General features: G+C 43.5%; 17 protein-coding genes and 1 pseudogene. 6 read left to right on the top strand and 12 right to left on the bottom strand.

Translation table 11 applies throughout. The annotated features are described in order from the left end of the window. Nucleotides 1-134 precede the first annotated feature (134 nt). Entirely contained in the window at nucleotides 135-650 is a 516-nt protein-coding gene (locus I2I13_RS12060) for an outer membrane beta-barrel protein (protein WP_148366979.1), read from the bottom strand. Nucleotides 651-894: 244 nt separating this feature from the next. Further along, entirely contained in the window at nucleotides 895-3,615 is a 2,721-nt protein-coding gene (ppdK, locus tag I2I13_RS12065; RefSeq protein WP_195649602.1) for a pyruvate, phosphate dikinase, read from the bottom strand. A gap of 247 nt (nucleotides 3,616-3,862) precedes the next feature. On the opposite strand from ppdK, the gene rlmD reads away from it, so the two are divergent. Then, nucleotides 3,863-5,233 (top strand): 23S rRNA (uracil(1939)-C(5))-methyltransferase RlmD, encoded by a 1,371-nt coding sequence (rlmD, locus tag I2I13_RS12070; RefSeq protein WP_229128628.1) that lies wholly within the window; start codon nucleotides 3,863-3,865, stop codon nucleotides 5,231-5,233. A 104-nt stretch (nucleotides 5,234-5,337) separates the two neighbouring features. Beyond that, the gene (locus tag I2I13_RS12075; protein WP_099145921.1) at nucleotides 5,338-6,258 is read left to right on the top strand and encodes an RluA family pseudouridine synthase; all 921 of its coding nucleotides are present in this window, start codon (nucleotides 5,338-5,340) and stop codon (nucleotides 6,256-6,258) included. 81 nt (nucleotides 6,259-6,339) lie between these two features. Here the strand turns inward: I2I13_RS12075 and I2I13_RS12080 are convergent, their stop codons facing one another. Then, entirely contained in the window at nucleotides 6,340-6,738 is a 399-nt protein-coding gene (locus I2I13_RS12080; protein ID WP_148366982.1) for a hypothetical protein, read from the bottom strand. A gap of 111 nt (nucleotides 6,739-6,849) precedes the next feature. On the opposite strand from I2I13_RS12080, the gene I2I13_RS12085 reads away from it, so the two are divergent. From I2I13_RS12085 to I2I13_RS12100, 4 genes and pseudogenes are all read left to right on the top strand, one after another. After that, nucleotides 6,850-8,490, top strand: a complete 1,641-nt coding sequence (locus tag I2I13_RS12085) for a B12-binding domain-containing radical SAM protein (protein WP_195649603.1) — start codon at nucleotides 6,850-6,852, stop codon at nucleotides 8,488-8,490. A 114-nt stretch (nucleotides 8,491-8,604) separates the two neighbouring features. Next, nucleotides 8,605-8,761 (top strand): annotated as a pseudogene (locus I2I13_RS12090) (DUF4858 domain-containing protein); the annotation flags it as partial. A gap of 144 nt (nucleotides 8,762-8,905) precedes the next feature. After that, nucleotides 8,906-9,760: a type I methionyl aminopeptidase gene (gene map / locus I2I13_RS12095; RefSeq protein ID WP_195649604.1), complete on the top strand. Its 855-nt coding sequence runs from the start codon at nucleotides 8,906-8,908 to the stop codon at nucleotides 9,758-9,760. After that, nucleotides 9,760-10,995 carry a DNA recombination protein RmuC gene (locus I2I13_RS12100; protein ID WP_195649605.1) on the top strand — a complete coding sequence of 412 codons (1,236 nt, stop codon included), beginning with the start codon at nucleotides 9,760-9,762 and terminating at the stop codon, nucleotides 10,993-10,995. The genes map and I2I13_RS12100 overlap by 1 nt, the downstream gene beginning before the upstream one ends. Nucleotides 10,996-11,119: 124 nt before the next feature. Here the strand turns inward: I2I13_RS12100 and I2I13_RS12105 are convergent, their stop codons facing one another. The 9 genes from I2I13_RS12105 to pheT form a co-directional block, all read right to left on the bottom strand. Next, on the bottom strand, nucleotides 11,120-12,298 hold the full coding sequence (locus tag I2I13_RS12105) for a sodium:proton antiporter (protein WP_195649606.1): 1,179 nt from the start codon (nucleotides 12,296-12,298) through the stop codon (nucleotides 11,120-11,122). Nucleotides 12,299-12,382: 84 nt separating this feature from the next. Then, nucleotides 12,383-14,164: a translation elongation factor 4 gene (gene lepA, locus I2I13_RS12110; protein WP_195649607.1), complete on the bottom strand. Its 1,782-nt coding sequence runs from the start codon at nucleotides 14,162-14,164 to the stop codon at nucleotides 12,383-12,385. A 128-nt stretch (nucleotides 14,165-14,292) separates the two neighbouring features. Next, on the bottom strand, nucleotides 14,293-14,493 hold the full coding sequence (locus I2I13_RS12115) for a winged helix-turn-helix domain-containing protein (RefSeq protein WP_004295603.1): 201 nt from the start codon (nucleotides 14,491-14,493) through the stop codon (nucleotides 14,293-14,295). 154 nt (nucleotides 14,494-14,647) lie between these two features. Continuing rightward, nucleotides 14,648-15,106, bottom strand: coding sequence for a C-GCAxxG-C-C family protein (locus tag I2I13_RS12120; protein ID WP_004295601.1), 459 nt, complete (start codon nucleotides 15,104-15,106; stop codon nucleotides 14,648-14,650). A gap of 64 nt (nucleotides 15,107-15,170) precedes the next feature. Continuing rightward, nucleotides 15,171-15,932 (bottom strand): exodeoxyribonuclease III, encoded by a 762-nt coding sequence (locus I2I13_RS12125; protein WP_195649608.1) that lies wholly within the window; start codon nucleotides 15,930-15,932, stop codon nucleotides 15,171-15,173. A gap of 29 nt (nucleotides 15,933-15,961) precedes the next feature. Next, the gene (locus I2I13_RS12130; RefSeq protein ID WP_004295597.1) at nucleotides 15,962-17,215 is read right to left on the bottom strand and encodes an Nramp family divalent metal transporter; all 1,254 of its coding nucleotides are present in this window, start codon (nucleotides 17,213-17,215) and stop codon (nucleotides 15,962-15,964) included. 199 nt (nucleotides 17,216-17,414) lie between these two features. Continuing rightward, nucleotides 17,415-17,660 (bottom strand): TIGR03905 family TSCPD domain-containing protein, encoded by a 246-nt coding sequence (locus I2I13_RS12135; RefSeq protein WP_004295596.1) that lies wholly within the window; start codon nucleotides 17,658-17,660, stop codon nucleotides 17,415-17,417. Nucleotides 17,661-17,669: 9 nt separating this feature from the next. Next, nucleotides 17,670-18,404 carry a YebC/PmpR family DNA-binding transcriptional regulator gene (locus I2I13_RS12140; RefSeq protein WP_004295595.1) on the bottom strand — a complete coding sequence of 245 codons (735 nt, stop codon included), beginning with the start codon at nucleotides 18,402-18,404 and terminating at the stop codon, nucleotides 17,670-17,672. A 31-nt stretch (nucleotides 18,405-18,435) separates the two neighbouring features. Beyond that, nucleotides 18,436-20,898, bottom strand: a complete 2,463-nt coding sequence (pheT, locus tag I2I13_RS12145; protein WP_195649609.1) for a phenylalanine--tRNA ligase subunit beta — start codon at nucleotides 20,896-20,898, stop codon at nucleotides 18,436-18,438. Nucleotides 20,899-20,929: the final 31 nt, after the last annotated feature.

Genomic DNA, 20,929 nt, shown 5'->3' on the forward strand with positions numbered 1-20,929 from the left:
ATGTATAATTGTAATTCGTATTAAACAACTTTTTCGTTAACAAGTGCGTAATTTATAGAGTTTATACATAGAAAAAGGGAATTCCCTATTTTTGAGAACTCCCTTTCCTATTTGATTAAACTGTTTTCCTCTTATCAGAAAGCGTAATGGAAACCAATTGAAAGATCTTCACTGGTAAGTTCAAGACCAAAAGAATCTCCAAGCGTATTTACATTTCTACGATATCCCAAGAAACCATACTTGGCAATAAAAGAAAAGTGATCGTTCAATTTAACGGCAATACCCGGTCTAAGTCCCACTTGTCCAGCCTTGGTAGTGTCTCCATCTTTAATTTTCACGAAGCCGATAGCAGCAGTTCCGTCCAGAAACAGACGGACAGCACCGGTTTCACAATAAGACCAACGAATGTACGGAGCTACAAATACAGAGTTTGCAGTTTGTCCTGTAACATAATTGTGTGAATAGTCCAATTCAGCACCCAATGCCCATGTCTCATTAAAGTTGTATCCGATTTCCGGAGCAATTTTAAAAGAGGTAGTGTTGCCTGTACTGTTACGCCACAGATTCAAAGATCCGCCTACGTAAATGTCTTGTGCTTTTACAGCGATAGTTGCCAACATTACAACTACCAATAATAAACCCTTTTTCATCTTCTTTGTTTTTTAAATTAAACGTTAGACCCCAATTCGGTCGATTTCTGGGGTGCAAATGTAAAGCTGTTTTTACGATTAAACAAACATTTGGTTAGTTTTTTATAATAAATACCAAATATTTATTTAACCAAGAGAACGAATGCCCAAGACAAAGCGGACAATAAAAAATAGACTGCAAATACTTTCACAAGTATTTACAGTCTATTTATCAGATAGTTAAGTACCTAACCAGCGTATTTGACTATCCTTCTATTGCTGCCTGCGCCGCCGCCAGTCTGGCAATCGGCACTCTGAACGGAGAACAACTAACGTAGTTCAAACCTACCCGGTGGCAGAACTTCACAGAAGAAGGCTCACCACCATGTTCACCACAAATACCACATTTCAGATCCGGACGGATAGCACGGCCCTTTTCTGTAGCCATACGTACCAATTGTCCCACACCATTCTGGTCGAGAACCTGGAACGGATCCACTTTTAAAATCTTCTTTTCCAGATAAACAGGAAGGAAAGAAGCTATATCATCACGAGAATAACCGAAAGTCATCTGCGTCAAGTCATTTGTACCGAATGAGAAGAACTCGGCAGAAGAAGCGATACGGTCGGCAGTCAAAGCTGCACGCGGGATTTCGATCATTGTACCAACTTTGAAGTCGATACTATCTCCCACTTCCTCAAACAACTTCTTTGCTTCCGAGCGGATTACATTTTCCTGCTCCTTGAATTCATACAGGATACCAGTCAACGGAACCATGATTTCCGGATGAGTTTCCACTCCTTCTTTCTTCAGTTCCAATGCAGCACCTAAGATGGCACGTGTCTGCATCTGTGTAATTTCAGGATAAGTATTTCCCAGACGGCAACCACGGTGACCCAACATCGGGTTATGCTCACACAGTGATTCTACACGCTGCTGGATATATTGCAAGCTCACCCCCATAGTATCTGCCATTTCCTGCTGTCCTTTCAAATCGTGAGGAACGAACTCGTGCAAAGGAGGATCGAGCAAACGGACAGTTACCGGACAACCTGCCATTGCTTTAAAGATACCCTTAAAATCTTCCTGTTGGTATGGAAGAATCTTAGCCAATGCTTTCCGACGTCCTTCTGCATTTTCTGCCAGAATCATTTCACGCATTGCCTTGATCTTTTCACCCTCGAAGAACATATGCTCCGTACGGCAAAGACCGATACCTACCGCACCGAAGTTACGGGCGACTTCCGCATCATGAGGAGTATCCGCATTCGTACGTACCTGCAAACGGGTATATTTATCAGCCAATGTCATCAATTCTGCAAAGTCACCGGAAAGTTCTGCAGCTTTCGTTTCCACCTTGCCATTATATACCACACCTGTACTCCCGTTCAAAGAAATATAATCTCCTTCTTTCAAAACAACGCCGTCGATTTCTACAGTACGGTTCTTATAATCAATATTCAATGCACCCGCACCCGATACACAGCACTTACCCATGCCACGAGCCACCACAGCAGCATGAGAAGTCATACCGCCACGAGCCGTCAGAATACCTTCGGCAACTGCCATACCCGCCAAGTCTTCCGGAGAAGTCTCGATGCGAACCATCACCACGCGTTTACCGGCAGCATGCCATTCAGCAGCGTCATCGGCGAAGAATACAATCTGGCCGGTTGCGGCACCCGGAGAAGCCGGAAGACCACGAGTCAGCACTTTGGCTTTCTTCAAAGCATCTTTATCAAATACAGGATGAAGCAGTTCGTCCAGTTTATTCGGCTCCACACGCATCAAAGCAGTCTTTTCGTCAATCATGCCCTGACGGAGCAAATCCATAGCAATCTTCACCATGGCAGCACCCGTACGTTTACCGTTACGCGTCTGAAGGAACCAAAGTTTACCTTCCTGTACAGTGAACTCCATGTCCTGCATATCTTTATAGTGATTTTCCAGTTTGGTCTGAAGAGCATCCAGTTCTTTATAAATTTCCGGCATTGCCTCTTCCATGGAAGGGAACTTCGCCGCGCGAACATCTTCGGTAACGCCAGCCAACACAGCCCAACGTTGAGAACCGATCTTGGTGATCTGTTGCGGAGTACGAATACCGGCCACAACGTCTTCACCTTGCGCGTTGATCAGGTATTCACCGTTGAAAAGATCTTCACCTGTACCGGCATCACGTGAGAAACACACACCTGTAGCCGAAGTATCACCCATATTACCGAATACCATAGCCTGTACATTGACAGCCGTACCCCATTCATCAGGTATACTTTCCATCTTACGGTAAAGAATAGCGCGTTCATTCATCCATGAATCAAATACGGCACAGATAGCTCCCCACAGTTGTTCATATGCACAAGTCGGGAAATCTTTTCCCGTCTGTTCCTTCACGGCAGCTTTAAATTTCTTTACGAGTTCCTGCAAGTCTTCCACTTTCAGCTCGTTATCCAGTTCCACCCCTTTCGCTTTCTTCACCTCTTCGATGATGGCTTCAAACGGGTCGATATCATCTTTATTGGTAGGCTTCATGCCCAGAACCACATCACCGTACATCTGTACAAAACGACGATAAGAGTCCCATGCAAAGCGTGCATTACCAGTCTTACGGATAATTCCTTCTACCACTTCATCATTCAATCCCAAATTCAAAATCGTATCCATCATACCCGGCATAGATGCGCGTGCACCGGAACGTACAGACACCAACAAAGGATTTTCAATGTCACCGAATTTAGATTTCATCAACGCTTCCACATGGGCGATCGCTTTTACTACTTCATCTTTCAGCAGCTCAACCACTTTATCACGCCCTAGCGTATTATATTCCGTACAAACATCTGTAGTTATTGTGAATCCGGGAGGGACAGGAATTCCGATTAAATTCATTTCAGCAAGGTTGGCTCCCTTACCACCGAGCAAATTCTTCATGTCAGCTTTTCCTTCTGCCTGACCATTACCAAAGGTATAAACTCTTTTTTTATCCATAATATTGTGTTTAAAGTTACATTATGACTATTATCTTTTCGCAAATCTAAGGATATTTCGCAAACTTGAAAACTTTTTGCGAAAAAACTTTCTATCAAAATGCAATTTCGACATTACAATCCGGAATATTTCTATATACCCGAATTTTTTCCAAAAAAAATACCTACTTTTGCAAAGTAATTATTAGACTGGTGTAAAAGTGGCAAGAAAGAAAAAAGAGCTTCCCTTATTGGAGAAGGTAACAATCATGGATGTGGCTGCCGAAGGAAAAGCCATCGCAAAAGTAAACGACCTGGTGATTTTTGTTCCCTATGTAGTGCCGGGTGATGTGGTAGACCTGCAAATCAAGCGTAAAAAGAATAAATATGCCGAAGCTGAAGCGGTGAAGTTTCACGAGCTGTCACCCAATCGCGCTGTTCCTTTCTGCCAACACTATGGCGTATGCGGTGGCTGCAAGTGGCAAGTGCTCCCCTATTCGGAGCAAATCAGGTATAAGCAAAAGCAAGTGGAAGATAATTTGAGACGTATCGGAAAGATCGAACTTCCCGAAATTTCCCCGATTCTCGGTTCTGCCAAAACGGAATTCTACAGAAACAAACTGGAGTTCACCTTTTCAAACAAACGCTGGCTGACTAATGAGGAAGTCCGTCAGGATGTGAAATATGACCAGATGAATGCGGTGGGTTTCCACATTCCGGGAGCCTTTGACAAAGTGCTGGCCATCGAGAAATGCTGGTTGCAGGATGATATATCCAACCGCATCCGGAATGCAATACGTGACTATGCTTACGAGAATGATTACTCTTTCATCAATCTGCGCACGCAGGAAGGTATGCTGCGGAATATGATCGTACGCACATCCTCAACCGGGGAACTGATGGTGATCGTTATTTGTAAGATTACGGAAGAGCACGAAATGGAACTGTTCAAGCAGTTACTCCAATTTGTAGCGGACTCTTTCCCTGAAATCACGTCCCTTCTATACATTATTAATAATAAGTGCAACGATACCATCAATGATTTGGATGTGCACGTATTTAAAGGGAAAGATCATATCTTTGAAGAGATGGAAGGACTGCGTTTCAAGGTCGGTCCGAAATCATTCTATCAGACCAACTCGGAACAGGCTTATAATTTATATAAAGTAGCCCGTGACTTTGCCGGACTAACAGGAAACGAATTGGTATACGACCTCTATACAGGAACAGGAACAATCGCCAACTTCGTCTCACGCCAAGCCCGTCAGGTGATCGGTATCGAATACGTGCCGGAAGCTATTGAAGACGCAAAGGTAAATGCAGAAATCAATGATATCAAGAATGCACTGTTTTATGCCGGCGACATGAAAGATATGCTGACACAGGATTTCATCAATCAGCATGGACGTCCGGATGTAATTATCACAGACCCTCCCCGTGCCGGCATGCATCAGGATGTGGTTGACGTCATTTTGTTTGCTGAACCGAAACGGATTGTTTATGTAAGCTGCAACCCTGCCACTCAAGCACGGGATCTGCAGTTGCTTGATGAGAAGTATAAAGTGAAAGCCGTCCAACCGGTAGATATGTTCCCTCACACTCATCATGTAGAAAATGTTGTGTTACTGGAACTTCGATAAAAAGTTCACCGCAGATTACACAGGTTAACACAGATTTTTATTATTGATTATTATAATGTGTGTAATCTGTGGTGAAAAATAAAATCTCAAAAGAAGAAAAAGAAATGAAAAAAAGACCCAGAAGAACTCCTGCTGAAAAAGCACGCGCTCAATATACAAATTATGCAGTGAAAGAACCTATGGAACTAATGGAGTTCCTCGCTGCCAAGATGCCGGACGCAAGTCGCACCAAATTGAAATCGTTGCTAAGCAAGCGGGTGGTGTTTGTTGATAATGTGATAACCACGCAATTCAACTTCCCGTTGGAACCGGGCATGAAGGTACAAATCAGCAAAGAGAAAGGAAAGAAAGAATTTAATAACAGACTGCTGAAAATCGTGTATGAAGATGCCTATATCATTGTTGTCGAAAAGATGCAGGGACTTTTATCAGTCAATACGGAACGCCAGAAAGAGCGCACGGCCTACACGATACTCAATGAATATGTGCAACGCTCCGGACGTCAATTCCGTGTGTTTATCGTTCATCGCCTGGACAGGGACACTTCCGGTCTGATGATGTTTGCCAAAGACGAAAAAACACAGCGGACCCTGCGCGACAACTGGCATGATATAGTGACCGACCGCCGATATGTAGCTGTAGTGGAAGGTAATATGGAGAAAGATTATGATACAGTCGTTTCCTGGCTGACTGATAAAACGCTTTATGTAAGTTCCAGCGAGTATGATGACGGCGGCTCAAAATCTATAACCCACTACAGGACAATCAAACGTGCCAACGGATATTCCCTGTTGGAGCTCGATCTGGAAACCGGCCGGAAGAACCAGATTCGTGTGCATATGCAGGATTTAGGTCATCCCATTATCGGTGACGGAAGATATGGAAGAGAAGATTCCCCCAATCCTATCGGACGTCTGGCACTCCATGCTTTCAAACTTTGTTTCTATCATCCGGTAACGGGAGATTTGATGGAGTTCGAGACGCCTTATCCGGCAGAGTTCAAGAAGCTATTTTTGAAAAAATAAAACTATACTCAAAAAAAAGAGAAGGAGTTAGATCAATTGATTTTGATTTAACTCCTTTTTCTATTAAAATCAGATCTTATTCTATTGCATTTGCAACTCAATATAATCAATATATCCTCCATCAAGATACAGGTCACCTTGCAAATAACGCCCTCTGACACGAACGCCCCTTATCTCACGTAAAGCAAAATCACGTCCATAATCAAGGTACAATGTGCCATAATCAACCCACCACCGGAAAGGCAAATCACCTGCAGATTTACCATTATAATCATAAACCTGATAGTCTATTCCCAGCCCATTATTATCCAAGCGAATACCACTTTCTATCGGATTATAATCAGAACCGAACCACAAATCACCCACCCAGGTGCGTCCCATCAAATCGTCATAAATATCTTCATCGTCTTCACACGAAGTAAAGCCAACCAATAAAGTCAGCATCATCAAGATACCTGCATATCTTTTTATCATTTTCATAATTCTCTAGTTTATTGCGTTTATTAATACAAAATTAGCATTTTATATTTACTATACATCACAAGCCACAAGTTTTTTGTACCTTTGCAAAGATAATATTAAATTTTCCACATGAAACTTCTTTGGCTTGATTTAAATAGTTCGTACGCACACTCCTCATTGGCACTCCCTGCACTCCATGCTCAAATAGCAGACGATACCACTATTGAATGGTGCGTAGTCTCCGCCACTATCAATGAAAATACGGGCAGTGTCGTCAATCAAATCTACCGTCATCAACCGGACATCATCGCAGCTACCAACTGGCTATTTAATCACGAGCAACTCCTACACATCGTTTCACGCGCAAAAGCATTACTACCCCACTGTTGTGCCATACTCGGAGGCCCCGAATTTTTAGGAGATAATGAAGCTTTCTTATATAAGAACAAATTTGTAAGCGGAGTGTTTCGCGGAGAAGGCGAAGAAGTATTTCCTTTATGGTTAAAAGTGTGGAATCAGCCAAGAAAAGAATGGAAATCAATCACAGGACTCTGTTATCTGGACGAATCGGGAGGATATCATGACAACGGACTCGCCCGCGTTATGAAGTTTTCCGAATTGGTTCCCCCCGAAAAGAGCCGTTTCTTCAACTGGAGCAAACCTTTTGTACAGTTAGAAACCACCCGCGGATGTTTTAACACCTGTGCCTTTTGTGTCAGTGGAGGTGAAAAGCCAGTTCGCACCCTATCTCTTGAAGCAACCCGGAAACGTCTCGACGTAATACACCAACACGGAATCAAGAACGTGAGGGTACTGGACCGCACGTTCAATTACAACAACAAACGGGCAAAAGAATTACTAAATCTATTCCGCGAATACCCGGATATCTGTTTCCATCTGGAAATTCATCCCGCACTCCTTTCCGATGAACTCCAACAGGAATTAGCCACCCTCCCTAAAGGACTGCTGCATCTGGAAGCCGGAATCCAAAGCCTACGGGAAAACGTGCTTGAACAAAGCCGGAGAATAGGAAAACTCTCCGACGCTCTGGCCGGACTTAAATATCTATGTTCACTTAAAAATATGGAAACTCATGCCGACTTGATAGCAGGACTCCCACTCTACCATCTATCAGAGATTTTCGATGATGTCCGTACTTTAGCAGAGTATGGCGCAGGAGAAATTCAACTGGAATCCCTCAAATTACTTCCGGGCACCGAAATGAAAAGAAGAGCGGACGAGTTAGGCATACAGTACTCCCCACTCCCTCCATACGAAGTTCTTCAAACTCGTGAAATCACCGTAGATGAACTACAGACAGCACATTATCTGTCCCGCCTGTTAGACGGTTTCTATAATACTCCCACTTGGCGAAGCATCACACGGATACTCATTCTGGAAAACCCTCATTTTATACATGAGTTACTCGACCATTTAGTTCAAACTGATGTCATTGACACCCCTCTTAGTCTGGAAAAAAGAGGATTAATCCTCTATGATTTCTGCAAGAATCATTATCCCGACTACCTGGCACAAGTCAGCATTGCATGGATAGAAGCGGGTATGTCATTAAAAAAGGCTCCGGCAGAAAAAGTAAGGACCAAAAGACAGCTACCACCTGAAAGCTGGGAAATAGAATATGGAGCATATCGCGAGAATCTACGATTATGTTTCCTTCCCACCGATGAAGAAGGACATGGTTACTGGTTTGGTTTTGAATCGGAGATTCAGAAGATACAACCGGTTTTCAAAGCTAAAAAACTATCATAAATAAAAGAGAAGTATTCCCATATTATGTGAAATAATTACTATTCATTGATCGTTTAGAGCAGCATTTCCTGTTTTCCATCGTCCATACAATAAACTCTACTAGCACAACGCAGTATGGACATTCGAAAATATCAATTGAATATTCTTTGTTTATTATTGTTCCCCTTATCCGCAGCAGGACAAGAATGGAACCAACAAGATTCATTGAAACTTCAGCAAATGCTGGAATCCGATCAGGAGATCAATATAAATAGAAAGTTCATCGAAAAAGACGGGAATGGATACCTCAAGTTAGCGTTTCATACGAATGGTAAAAACCTGCCGATAATCAGGAATCGAAAAGTTTTAGAAAACAAGGAAGCATATTTTCCATTTATTCTCGTACCTTTGTCATACGATTAAATATGCTATCATAATGAAGAACTTTATCAAGGGATTCCGGTTTACTCCCTCTAATTATCCGGCTGAAGTAGAAGCAAAAATACAGAAATACAGAAAGCAAGGTTACAAACTCCCACCGCGCAAAGTACTCCGTACTCCCGAACAACTGGAAGGCATCCGTGAAAGTGCCAAAATCAATACTGCACTGCTGGACTATATTTCGGAAAATATCCGGGAAGGCATGTCCACCGAAGAAATTGATGTGCTCGTATATGATTATACTACCAGTCATGGTGCTATCCCTGCCCCACTCAACTACGAAGGATTTCCCAAAAGCGTCTGCACCAGCATCAACGATGTAGTGTGCCACGGAATACCCAATAAAAATGAGATTCTGAAAAGCGGAGATATCATCAATGTGGATGTTTCCACCATTTACAAAGGGTATTTCTCCGATGCATCCCGTATGTTTATGATCGGTGACGTCAGCCCTGAAATGCAAAAGTTGGTACAGGTAACCAAAGAATGTATGGAAATAGGCATTGCCGCCGCCCAACCTTGGAAACAGCTGGGTGATGTAGGCGCTGCCATTCAGGAACATGCCGAAAAGAACGGATTCAGCGTAGTCCGTGATCTCTGCGGACATGGCGTAGGAATGCAATTCCACGAAGAACCGGACGTAGAACATTTCGGACGCCGGGGTACGGGCATGATGATTGTGCCGGGCATGACCTTCACCATCGAACCTATGATTAATATGGGAACCTATGAAGTATTCATAGACGAAGCCGACGGATGGACTGTCTGCACCGACGACGGACTGCCTTCCGCCCAATGGGAAAATATGATTCTGATAACGGAAACCGGAAACGAAATTCTGACATATTGATGGAACTGATTCTACTTATTGTTATTGCCGTGTTAGTGATAGTCCTACTTGTATTATCACTAACCAAAGGCAACAATCAAACTCAAGCAGAACAATTACAAATAGCCTTGCGCCAGCAAATGCAGGAAAACCGGGAAGAACTGAACCGCAGCATCCGGGAACTTCGCATGGAAATGACGCAAACGCTGAACCAGAATATGCAACAGCTTCAAGATGTTCTGCACAAGAATATGATGACCACCGGAGAACTGCAACGACAGAAATTCGACATGATGGCCCGCCAGCAGGAAGCATTGCTGAAATCCACCGAAAAACGTCTCGACGATATGCGTTTGATGGTAGAGGAAAAGTTACAAAAAACACTTAACGAACGTATCGGCCAATCATTCGAAATCGTCCGTTCGCAACTTGAAAACGTACAAAAAGGACTGGGAGAAATGAAATCTCTCGCCCAAGATGTCGGTGGGCTGAAAAAGGTATTGAGCAACGTAAAGATGAGAGGCACGTTCGGCGAAGTCCAATTGGGTGCACTCTTAGAACAAATGATGAGCCCCGAACAGTACGACGCCAATGTCAAAACGAAAAAGAGCGGAACCGAATTTGTGGAGTTTGCCATCAAACTTCCGGGAAAAGATGACGCCAACAGCACCGTCTACCTCCCCATCGACGCCAAATTCCCCAAAGATGTATACGAACAATACTACGACGCATTCGAAGCGGGAGACACAGCATTGATGGAATCGTGCGGCAAGCAATTGGAAAATACAATCAAAAAGATGGCAAAAGACATCCATGATAAATATGTAGACCCGCCGTTTACCACAGACTTTGCCATTATGTTCCTGCCGTTTGAAAGCATATATGCCGAAGTAATCCGTCGTACCAGTCTCATCGAAACACTCCAAAAGGAGTATAAGATTGTAGTTACGGGACCGACAACATTAGGCGCCATTCTCAACAGTCTTCAGATGGGATTCCGCACGCTCGCTATCCAAAAACGTACCGGAGAAGTCTGGACCGTATTGGGAGCTGTCAAAACAGAATTCAGTAAATTCGGAGGGTTGCTTGAAAAAGTACAAAAGAACCTGCAAAGCGCCGGTGACCAACTCGAAGAAGTCATGGGAAAACGGACACGTGCCATCGAACGCAAACTGCGGCAAGTGGAACAGTTGCCGCATGAAGAAAGCCAAAAGATTCTCCCCATTGACGTAGAGGACGATTCGACAGATTACTAACTGATATTATTCAGGCACGGATTACACGGATTACGCTGTTGCTTTATGCAATCGTATTTCTAAAAACCGTGAAATCCGTGTAATCCGTGCCTAAAAAAATACTCCACAACATTTCCATATCACGTCAATCCGCATAACTCCGCAAAGCCAGATTCTTCACCCAAAGAACGAAGATACCCGTCAGAATCAGATTCAATACCAGAGTAAGCACTGAAATAACCAATGCAGGGCCACCCAAGTTATATCCCAATGCAATGAAAATGATTCCGGCCCCTACCTCGCCACGGGTAAACATACCGATGGAAAGAGCCAGCCGCTCACTTAATTTCCGGTCACGATAGAAGAACATCGGACAAAGCTTTCCTATATTCGACAATAAAGAGACAATCACCACATGAAACAGAATCATTCCCCACGACATCATCTCCTGCGAACCGGTTACGGAATAAGAACCTGCATGAGTCTCCGCAAAGTTCACTCCAATAAAATGCGGCATGCTCATTCCCACCAGAAACATGAAGAAAAATGAAATTCCGGTAGACACCTTTCGTTCCACCGGTGTATCATGTTCCTTATGTTTCATGATCATACCCAAAACAAATGCCGGCAACAGGACTTCAATATGAATACTTCCCTCGTCCCCATACAATTCTTTACTCCCCAGATACAGTATTTGAGTAGCCAGAAATATAATCACTGAATAAAAGAGGATAGCCTTCCAGTCCTGACGCCAATCATACTTATTCAATCTTTGCCAGCCGATCGACAATAACAAGAATACAATCACCACCACAATAATCAACTGCCAGCGCAGTCCGATCATCATAATCTGAAGAGGAATCATCAAAAGAATCGTATCCAAATCATCGAAAATTGCCAATACCTGTATTTTCTTATAAATCCAACTGGACTTCAGTCCGATAGCCGCCAACATTGTAAACAGAATACCGGCCGATGTAGGTGCGGCAAAACGGCTTAGCAGCAAATTCTCCTTCCATGCTTCCCAACTATTCCAGAAATCGGGCGGAAGCAAAATAAACACATAATAAATAGCAATCATAAACCACGGTAAAGCAGCCGTCGCCATCGCAATAAAATAATCTTGAGCGTAACTTTTCCACCTCGTTTTATCAAGGACAAACTCACGGCCTACATTAATCATTATAAAACTAAGGCATACATAGAGCAGTACATTCGATATGGATTTAACAGCTCCATACCCATCTCCTGCCATCACCGGCAGGAATTGCGAAACGATGAGCCCCAACATCAGGAAGCCCGAAAAAGACAGAACTTTTCTCATATTTATAGTTGTTTGTGTATTAAAAACTAACCGCAAGTCAATTTGTTCAGAACATATCTCTGAAAAATTGCTTGCGGCAGTATTTTAATCTAGTTTCAGTACAGCGAGGAAGGCTTTTTGCGGCACCTCCACGTTACCGATTTGTTTCATTCGTTTCTTACCTTTTTTCTGCTTCTCAAGCAGTTTACGTTTACGGCTCACGTCACCCCCGTAACACTTCGCTGTCACATCCTTACGGACCGCCTTAATGGTTTCACGCGAAATAATCTTCGCTCCGATAGCCGCCTGAATGGCAATATCAAACTGCTGGCGCGGAATGAGCTCTTTCAGCTTCTCACACATCCGTCGTCCCATATCGTAAGCATTGTCAATATGTGTCAAAGTAGAAAGTGCATCCACAGGCTCACCGTTCAACAAGATATCCAGCTTCACCAGTTTGGAAGTACGGAAACCATTCGGATGATAATCAAACGACGCATACCCTTTGGAAATACTCTTCAACTTATCGTAGAAATCAATCACAATCTCTCCCAAAGGCATATTGTAATAGATTTCCACACGATTACCGGAGATATATTCCTGTTTAATCAATTCACCACGTTTACCCAGGCAAAGCGTCATAATAGGACCGATATAATCGGTGGTTGTAATAATAGATGCTTTGATATACGGTTCCTCGATATGGTCAATCATCGTCGGGTCGGGCATACCACCGGGGTTGTGCACCTCCTTCATATTACCTTGCTTGTCATAGATATGGTAGGACACGTTCGGTACCGTAGTAATCACATTCATGTCAAACTCACGATCCAGACGCTCCTGCACAATCTCCATGTGGAGCAATCCGAGGAAACCACAACGGAAACCAAAACCCAAAGCCAGCGAAGACTCCGGCTGGAAAGTCAACGACGCATCATTCAGCTGCAACTTTTCCAAAGACGCGCGAAGATCTTCGAAATCCTCCGCCTCAATCGGATAAACCCCGGCAAACACCATCGGCTTCACTTCCTCAAAACCGGCAATAGCCTTGTCACACGGACGGGCAATATGCGTAATGGTATCTCCCACCTTCACCTCTTTAGAAGTCTTGATACCGGAAATAATATATCCCACATCCCCCGTACGAAGTTCGTTGCGAGGTACCATATCCATTTTCAGCACTCCCACTTCATCGGCATCATACTCTTTTCCCGTATTGAAGAATTTCACCTTATCCCCCTTGCGAATCATACCGTTTTCAATCTTGAAATAAGCAATAATTCCACGGAAAGAGTTGAATACAGAGTCGAAAATCAAAGCTTGCAACGGAGCCTCTTCATCTCCTTCCGGATGAGGAATACGCTCGATCACGGCCGCCAGTATTTCTTCCACTCCCATACCCGTTTTGCCGGATGCACGGATCACTTCCTCCCGCTTGCAGCCCAGCAATTCAATGATCTCGTCCTCCACTTCTTCGGGATTGGCACTCGCCATATCGCATTTATTAATCACCGGAATAATCTCAAGGTCGTGCTCAATTGCCATGTACAGATTCGAGATAGTCTGCGCCTGCACTCCCTGCGAAGCATCGACAATCAGCAATGCCCCTTCACATGCAGCGATAGAACGTGACACCTCATACGAAAAGTCCACGTGTCCCGGAGTATCAATCAGGTTAAGGACATACTTCTCCCCCTGATAAGTATATTCCATCTGGATCGCATGGCTCTTGATAGTGATCCCTCTTTCTTTTTCCAGATCCATATTATCAAGCATCTGCCCTGAAGTCACCTGAATGGTGTTAGTAAACTCCAACAGACGGTCGGCCAACGTTGACTTACCGTGGTCAATATGAGCAATAATGCAAAAGTTGCGAATATTCTTCATTCTGAATTCTTATTATTTTATCTTTTTGGTGTGCAAAGATACGTAAATGGCGGAATAAAAAAAAATGCGTTGATAACATTATGATCATGTACCAACGCATTTTTTTATTGCTTAAGTGAGTTACTCGCTTAGATCAATTTGATGAAGAGTTCACCTTCAACTTCTTCCACAGAGACTTTGTCTTCTCTCAATAACCAGCCAAGGCCGAGGAACAGATCTTTGTCAACCAATTTAGTTGCTTTTTTAAGCTGCTTGGCAGTCATTCCTTCTGTTTCGTTCAGTGCATTCCAGATAGTACCTGCAATTACACCAGCTTTTTCTTTCAACATTTGCTTTGCAATTTTAGTTAGACATGCTTAAAATCATCCGGTCAAAAAGACTTTCAGATTTTATTTCGGAGACAAAGATAGTTATTTTTATGTTATATAACACTTTATTGAGCACTTTTTTATCGTTTTTGTAATAAAAAAGCATTTTAGAACCTCATTTAGGATGCTTTTCGAGATATTCAGACCAAATTCTTGCCGCTTCTTCCACCATTTTAGCGCAAGGACGCTTGCTATAATATTGAGCAGTACGCTCTTCCGGAATCGTTGAAACGGGATCTTTTTTCTTTAATCCCAACAATTCGCCACAAATCAGCGAGCCGTTACGCTTCTTAAATTCAGCCGCCAGTTCTTGCACCACCGCATAATTGGCAGCTTTTCCTTCCCGGTCTGTCGCTTCCGTAGCGCCGGTTTCCAAGCCCGCCACCAAAAACATGCCGCAGGCAGCTCCACACGTTTCGCGCATTCGTCCTATTCCCCCGCCAAAGGAAGCACCCATACGTAACGCCTGTTCCTGTGTAAATCCATACATATCTGCAAAGGCTGCTACCACCGACTGCGAACAGTTATATCCGCTCTTAAAAAGCTCCACTGCTTTCTGTATTCTATCTTCCATAAACTATTTTGCATTTTTATTTCGCACAAAAATATAAGACGCCCGTAAATTGAGTATTACTATCCTATAATATTTCCAACACCATCGGACAATGGTCGGAATGTACGGCCTCATTCAGGATATACGCCCGTTTCAACAGCGGGCGTACCGGCTCACTGACCATACAATAGTCAATTCTCCAACCCTTATTTTTGGCACGAGAATTAAAACGATAGCTCCACCAGGTATATTCCTGTTTTTCGGGACAAAGCGTACGGAAAGAATCAACATACCCCGCAGACAGGAAACGTGTCATCCACTCCCGTTCTTCAGGAAGGAAACCACTGTTTGTTGCATTCCGGACAGGATCATGAATGTCGATCGGCTCATGGCAGATATTATAATCGCCACAAAGAATCAAATTGGGACGGGACTTCTGCAACTCCATCACATACTTTTGAAAATCTTCCAGCCACACCATTTTAAAAGCCTGGCGTTCGTCCCCACTCGTCCCCGAAGGGTGATAAACACTGACTACCGATAAGTCTCCGAAATCCGCCCGGATAAAACGTCCTTCATTATCATAAGCCTCCATTCCCATCCCATATTCCACATGGTCCGGTTCCTGCTTGGTAAGTATGGCCACTCCACTGTATCCTTTCTTCTGCGCCGAATACAAATAAGACTTGTAACCCAACGCTTCAAACACCTCTCCCGGATACTGGTCCGGTTGCAGTTTCGTCTCTTGCAGACAAAGAATATCAGGATTCTCCTGCGCCAGCCATTCCGGCAAACCTTTAGATACGGCAGCACGTAGTCCGTTCACATTATAAGTAATAATCTTCATCGATCTATATGTATTGATTTATATTCATTTTATGAAAACAAAAGCATGATATTCAGTACCGAAACAATAATGGCAATCGAATACAACACAAACGTGCTCCAACGACTGTTGACATAATCTCCCATCACCTTTCGGGAAGACGTCAGTCCCACCTGCAAAAATACCGTGAAAGGTAATTGAATACTAAGTATCATCTGCGAAATAATCAATCCTTTGAAAGGATCTCCAATAAAGAAAATCAGCAATAAGGCAATTCCCAGAGATAAAAGGACTCCTACCTGCGAATGGCTGTCTTTGATATGATACGATTCACCGAAAATACCCGCAAAGATGGAACCCGCCGCCATTCCGCTCGTAATGGTGGATGAAATACCCGCCATCAGCAATGCCAGTGCAAATACGATGGCAGCATTACTTCCCAACAAAGGTTCGAGCAATGACTTAGCCTGTTGCAGTTCCTCTACCTGAATACCGCTTTTAAAGAAAGTAGCGGCAGCCAGAAGAATCATGGCACTGTTAATCGCCCAGCCGACAATCATAGAGAAAAGAGTATCAAACAACTCATATTTCAAGACCTTCTTAATAGAAGCATCATCTTTCTTATTATATTCGTGACTCTGAATCACCTCCGAATGAAGAAACAGATTATGAGGCATCACTACCGCTCCCAACACACTCATGATAATCAGCATACTTCCTTTCGGAAAAGAAGGAGTCACCCACCCTGCTGTCGCAGCCGGCCAGTCTATTTCCACCAGAAACAGTTCGTAGATAAACGAAAGCCCGATAACGGAGACAAATGCAATGATGGAACGCTCTATCTTTTTATACGAATTAGTGAAAAGCATGATAGAGACAAAAAGCGTAGTCAACACAGCTCCCCATATAATAGGAATATCAAAGAGCATTTCCAACGCAATGGCACCTCCCAGAATTTCCGCTAAAGAAGTAGAAATCGACGCCAATACCGCCGTACCAAGAATAGGTCGCGACACCCATTTGGGAGTGTATTTAGTGGCCGCCTCCGAAAGGCAAAGTCCGGTAACAATCCCCAGGTGGGCAACGTTGTGCTGAAGCACAATCAGCATAATAGTGGACAATGTAACCACCCAAAGTAAGGAATAGCCAAATTCGGAACCGGCGGCGAAGTTAGAAGCCCAGTTTCCCGGATCAATAAATCCTACCGTAACCAGAAGCCCCGGACCAATATATTTAAAAACATCCAGTCCACCCAGATAGCGTTTATGATCTTTGCGTTTTAAGTCTTGAAAAATATTCTTCATTTTTGCATAATAGTTTTAACCTTACAAATATACTTATAAATAACGAGTGAAGGTCAATTTTAGTTCAAAATACCGACAAGTAAGTAAACAACACCCGGATCCCCCCCCCTATGGATTCCCACAAAAAAAAGACCCTCGACAAAATAAATTGCCGAAGGTCTTGAAAAATATCAAATTTTACAAAAATAAAAGAAGTCGATTAATATCCCATCTCATGTAATGCACGACACAATTGGTCAGGACATGAAGTCGGTCTGCCACCACAATGCACTCCTTCAAGTTTTGCGATAACATCCGCTACCTTCATTCCTCTCACAAGGCGGGAAATACCTTGAAGGTTACCATTACATCCTCCCCAGAAAGCAACTTCTTTCACCACTCCATCTTCCACATTCAGTTCGATGTTGGTGCTGCAAGTTCCCTGGGTTCTATACACATATTCCATAACCTTGTCTTATTCTCCCTCTTCCGGCTGCATATTGGTATAAACAGTCTGCACGTCGTCAAATTCTTCCAAACGTTCGATCATCTTATCCAATGTTTCGCGCTGTTCCGGAGTCACCTCTTTCATGTCGTTCGGGATATAAGTGAAGTCTCCACCGACATCTTCAAAGCCACACTCCTCCAGGTGTTTCTGAATAGCGGCATAGCTCTTGGGATTACCATAGATAGTGATTGTTCCCTCTTCATCATCCTCTTCGTATTCATCTTCCACATCATAATCGATCAGATCCAGAATCAGTTCTTCCATATCCAATCCGTCTTTCTTCTTGAAAGTGAATACACATTTGTGGTCGAACAGGAACGCGAGAGATCCCATTGTACCGAGATTACCGCCAAACTTATTAAATACCGAACGAACGTCAGCCACCGTACGGGTTGTGTTATCTGTCAGCGTATCCACAAATACAGCAATACCGTGAGGACCGTATCCTTCGTAAGTCATGCTCTTGTAGTCGCTCTGGTCTTTACCCATTGCGTTTTTGATAGCACGTTCAATATTATCCTTCGGCATATTTTCACGCTTACAAGTAGCGATCACCGAACGCAAAGTCGGGTTATTTTCAGGTTCCGGACCGCCTGCCTTTACAGCTATCGCGATTTGTTTACCCAGTCTTGTAAATGTTTTAGCCATGTGGCCCCATCTTTTCAGTTTAGCGGCCTTTCTATATTCAAATGCTCTTCCCATTGGTTTATATTTTTAGATTGAAATTTTAAGTTTATCTAAGTTTGGCACCCAGCTTATCTTCCAAGTTCTTCACCAGTTTCGACATGATCTTATCAATCATCTTATCATTCAAAGTCTGGCTCTCATCCTGAAGCAGGAAGCTCACCGCATACGACTTCTTGCCTGCTTCCAGATTCTTACCTTCGTACACGTCGAAGAGTTCCACTTCTTTCAACAGCTTCTTCTCTGTTTCGTAAGCAATCTTTTCGATTTCGGCAAACTGCACATTCTTGTCAAGCAACAATGCCAGGTCACGTTTCACAGCAGGGAACTTGGAGATTTCCTTGTAGCTGATCTTCACAGAACGGATAACCTTCATCAGTTCCTTCCAGTTCAAGTCGGCAAAATACACTTCATTGTCAATATCAAATGCTTTCAACAGCTTCTTAGTCACGATACCGAAGGAAGCAAGACGCTTACCACCCTTCGTATTGATAGAAAGTGCGGCAGCAAAAATATCGTCCGTCAGATTACCGACAACCAGATTGTGCAAATCCAGTCCCAGACGCTTCAATATATTTTCTACATAAGCCTTCAATTCATATACCGAACTGTTCTCATCTGCATGTGCCCATGAATTGGAAACCTTCTTACCGGTTACCCACAAGCCCAAGTGATAATCTTCCGAGTAAGGAGCCAATACCTTCTCTTCATTCTTCTTGTCAGCATCGAAATGATAGCAATTACCGAATTCGAAGAACTTCAAATCAGCATTCTTACGATTTGCATTATGAGCAATACTTTCCAGTCCACCGAACAGCAAAGTCTGACGCATAGCGTTCAAATCCGCACTCAACGGATTCAATAACATCACCAGGTGGTTGGACGGATAAGTCTCCATACCATCATAATAAGCAGCACGCGTCAATGAGTTGTTCAGGATCTCATTAAATCCGCAGCCCACCAATTGCTCTGCAATCAGGTTCTGCAATTTATTCGATTTATCATGTTCACCTTTGGTAGTCAGGCTGGAGTTCAGTGTAGTCGGGATTTCAACATTGTTATATCCGTAGATACGAAGAATATCTTCAATCACGTCACAATCACGCTGCACGTCTACACGATAAGGAGGAACAGCTAATGTCAGCCCTTCCGCCGTTTCATTAGTGATCTTCATTTCCAGGCTGGTCACAATGCTCTTGATCGTCTCTACCGGAATTACTTTTCCTACCAAAGAATGTACTTTCTCATAAGCCAGATCAACTATAAAATCGGGTGCAGGAGTAGTGAACACGTCTTTTATTTCAGAAGAAATCGTACCGCCGGCCAGTTCTTTAACCATCAAAGCAGCCAGTTTCAAGCAATATATCACACTGTTCGGATCGATACCGCGTTCGAAACGGAAAGAAGCATCCGTATTCAAGCCATGACGGCGGGCTGTCTTACGCACCCATGTAGGATGGAAATAAGCACTTTCAATGAATACATCTGTCGTAGCTTCCGTAGAACCGGAGTCCAGTCCGCCGAATACACCGGCAATACACATGGCCTCTTCCTTGTTACAAATCATCAGGTCGCGTTCGTTCAATTTACGTTCCACCTCATCCAGCGTAACGAACGGGGTTCCTTCCGGCATTGTCTTTACAATTACTTCATTGCCTTTTATCTTTCCGGCATCGAAGCAATGCAACGGCTGACCGAAAGCATGAACGATATAATTAGTAATATCCACTACATTATTAATAGGACGCACCCCGATCAGACGCAATTTGTTTTGCAGCCATTCCGGGCTTTCCTTCACAGTGACACCTTTCACCGTAACACCGGCATAATGCGGACAAGCTTCGCTGTTTTCCACCTTCACTTCAATATTCAAGTCATGGTTTTCCACTTTAAAGCCGTCTACCGACGGACGTTGCAAAGTAGCCTGTTTGCCGTTCTGAATCAGATAAGCATACAAGTCACGAGCCACCCCATAGTGAGAGCAAGCATCCGCACGGTTAGGCGTGATGTCCACTTCAAGCACATAGTCGCTCTTGATATTATAATAATCCTTGGCAAGCGTACCCGGAACAGCATTTTCCGGCAATACGATAATACCTGCATGATCCGTACCGATACCGATTTCGTCTTCGGCACAAATCATACCAGTAGATTCCACCCCACGGATTTTTGATTTCTTGATGGTAAAACATTCGTCACCGTCATAAAGTTTTGTACCTAAAGTAGCCACCACCACTTTCTGTCCGGCAGCCACATTCGGGGCACCACAAACAATCTGTACCGGTTCACCGTCTCCCAGATTGACAGTAGTAATATGCAAATGGTCAGAATTAGGATGTTCCGTGCAGGTCAACACTTCACCGATCACCAGTCCTTCCAAACCACCTTTAATGGTTTGCACTTCTTCTACACCACCTGTTTCCAAGCCAATAGACGTCAACGCAGCAGCCGTTTCATCGGGCGTCAGGTCGAAGTTGACATACTCTTTCAGCCAGTTATAAGAAATATTCATATATTTAATTTTTTATTGTTTCTCAAAAAGA

Source organism: Bacteroides sp. D55t1_190419_B8, assembly GCF_015558905.1.
Taxonomy (GTDB): domain Bacteria; phylum Bacteroidota; class Bacteroidia; order Bacteroidales; family Bacteroidaceae; genus Bacteroides; species Bacteroides vicugnae.